This is a genomic window from Terriglobales bacterium, from assembly GCA_035691485.1.
Taxonomy (GTDB): Bacteria; Acidobacteriota; Terriglobia; order Terriglobales; family Acidobacteriaceae; genus JAIQGF01.
Genome location: DASSIZ010000104.1, coordinates 1 through 2,610 on the forward strand (window position 1 = coordinate 1; position 2,610 = coordinate 2,610).

The following is a 2,610-nucleotide window of genomic DNA, read 5'->3' on the forward strand; positions in this document are numbered from 1 at the left end:
CAGAACCTTGCCTTGCAGCGCGACGCGCTGACGGAGGCAGGGTGCACAAAAATTTTCACCGAGCAGATGTCAGGTGCGGTTACCGACCGCCCGGCTTTGCATGACGCGCTCGAATTCGCGCGCAGCGGCGACACGCTGATCGTGTGGAAGCTCGACCGCCTGGCGCGATCGATGAAGCAGTTGATTGAAACTGTCGAAACCTGCGGTTGAGGGGCATCGGGATTCGCAGCCTGACTGAAGCCCTCGACACGACGACAGCGCAAGGGCGGCTCGTTTTTCACATGTTTGGTGCGTTAGAGCGCGATTGTTTCAGGTTGAAGCGTAGCCGTAGCCGGCATTGGCGAGGTAGTTTGCGCATTCCTCAGCGGTGAAGTGATCCAGCAATGAGCCGATCTGGCGCCAGGTGGCTTCGGTGGTGCGCGGATTGGCTTTGCGCAGCAGGGTTTTGAGCTTGGCGAAGACCTGCTCGATCGGGTTGAGATCGGGCGAATAGCGGGGCAGGAAGAATAGCTTGGCGCCGGCGGCGCGGATCAGATGGCGGACAGCCTGGCCCTTATGACTGCCGAGATTGTCCATGATCACGACATCGCCGCGGCTCAGGGTGGGCACCAGGAACTGCTCTACGTAAGCGCGAAAGCTGGTACCGTTGATCGGGCCGTCGATGACGCAGGGCGCCGCGATCCGGTCGCAGCGCAACGCCGCCAGAAAGGTCAGGGTACGCCAGCGTCCCTGCGGCACCTTGGCGATCAGGCGGGTGCCGCGGGCACATCGTCCATGGCGCCGGGTCATGTTCGTCTTGGCCCATGTCTCGTCGATAAAGACCAGCCGTTTGGCGTCAAGCCGGCCCTGGTATTTCCGCCACCGCTCGCGCCGGCGAGCGATGTCGGCGCGGTCCTGTTCGCTGGCGTGCAGGCTCTTTTTTTGAACGTGATGCCTTCGCGAGCGAAAAACGCCCAGAGCGCGCCATGGCTCACCTTGACCCCATCGGCGGCCAGCTCGGCCAGGATCGCCCGCAATGTCAGGTCCGGCTTGTCCGCAATTCGCGCCAGCAGCCAGTCGCGTCTGCCGCCCAGACGATGCGGGCGGCGCCCGCCCATCGCCAAGGCCGCTGCGCTCCCCGTCGTGCGGAAACGCTGCGACCATCTCACGACCGTGGCAACACTGACGCTGAATCTCTTCGCGGTGGCGCGGCGCGAGCGACCACCCGCCACCGCGGCCACCACCCGGTCCCGCAAATCCTGTGAATAGGGTCTCGGCATGCTCGCTGGCCTCCACCCCCCAGCCAGCATTTTGACCAGAAATCCCCGCCTCCGGGAACCTTCATCCGCGCTTCAACTAAACCCGATCACGCTCTAGGGATGCGCTGAAGAAGTCTTGTATGGCTGGTGGGAAAGCGACCGAGGCATAATTTACCGGCGCTGGCACGCCACTGCTCGTGATTTTGGAGCGAAGTCAGGGTTCGGATTAAATTTTTTCTGTGCCTTGGCGGGGTCGAGGCACACTGCGGGCGTAATCAGGCCGATGACGGGGGAAGGAGCACCTTCTTGGCGATCACCAGATTGGCCAGGGCGAACAGCGTGTGGAGCTGTGCGGTGTTCTTATGCAGGCCGCGATAGCGCAGCTTCTTATGACGGAAGCGGTTCTTGACGATGTGGAAGGGATGCTCGACCACGGCGCGCACCTGCGATAGCGCCCGCTCCACCGGCTCCGCCAACTCCCGCAGCGCTTTCGGGAGCGCTTTGATGATGCTGCGCTTGATCGCGATGTTCCATGATACATCGCGATCCTCAAGTTCAGGCCGCTTGTCCGCCCCGGTGTAGCCGGCATCGCCGAAGACGTCTTCCTCTTCGCCGTGCAGCAGCGCCACCGTCTGGGTGATGTCGGCTTCGTTGGCGGCGGTCCCGACCACCGTGTGCACCAGCCCCGAGGCGACATCGACCCCGATGTGGGCCTTCATCCCAAAGTACCACTGATTGCCTTTCTTGGTCTGGTGCATCTCCGGGTCGCGGCTCTGGTGCTTGTTCTTGGTCGAGGACGGCGCGGCGATGATCGTGGCGTCGACAATCGTCCCTTGCCGCATCAGCAAGCCACGCTCCTCCAGCATCGCGTTGACTTCCTCGAACAGTCCCTTGGTCAAATCGTGCCGCTCCAGCCAATGCCGGAAATGCAGCACCGTGGTCGCGTCGGGGATCGCCTCGCGGTTCAGCATGATCCCGGCAAAGCCGCGCAGCGCTTGGCTGTCGTAGAATGCGTCCTCGACCGCTTCATCGGCCAACCCGTACCACTGCTGCACAAAATAGACCCGCAGCATGCGTCCCAACGGGATCGGCGGCCGACCGCGCTCGCCTTTCGGATAAAGCGGCGCAAGCCGCTCCGCCAGCCGCGCCCACGGCACCACCGCTTCCATGTCCGCCAGAAACTTATCTCGCCGCGTCTGCTTCTTCTTGGCCCCGTATTCCACCTCGGCAAAGCTCGCCTGACGCTGCATTGATCTGCTCCGGCTTCCAGCACCAGGCAGATTCTACCTATTCCATCGCCCGAAACGAGCTTTTTTCAGTGTTTTCCTAGAAGCCAGCAGCAAGCTACTGGTCAGCTACATGGTGGGGAGCC

At 62.6% G+C, this 2,610-nt stretch carries 3 protein-coding genes; 1 reads left to right on the forward strand and 2 read right to left on the reverse strand.

What is annotated here, in order from left to right; translation table 11 throughout:
- Positions 1-210, forward strand: a 210-nt coding sequence (locus VFI82_13435; GenBank protein ID HET7185687.1) for a recombinase family protein, incomplete at its 5' end; no start/stop codon positions are given.
- 99 nt (positions 211-309) lie between these two features.
- Here the strand turns inward: VFI82_13435 and VFI82_13440 are convergent.
- A protein-coding gene (locus tag VFI82_13440) for an IS630 family transposase (protein HET7185688.1) occupies positions 310-1,259 on the reverse strand; the annotation gives its coding sequence in 2 pieces (ribosomal slippage) (positions 310-914 and positions 914-1,259; 951 coding nt in all).
- Between the two features lie 254 nt (positions 1,260-1,513).
- Positions 1,514-2,488 (reverse strand): IS5 family transposase, encoded by a 975-nt coding sequence (locus VFI82_13445; GenBank protein HET7185689.1) that lies wholly within the window; start codon positions 2,486-2,488, stop codon positions 1,514-1,516.
- Positions 2,489-2,610 lie beyond the last annotated feature (122 nt).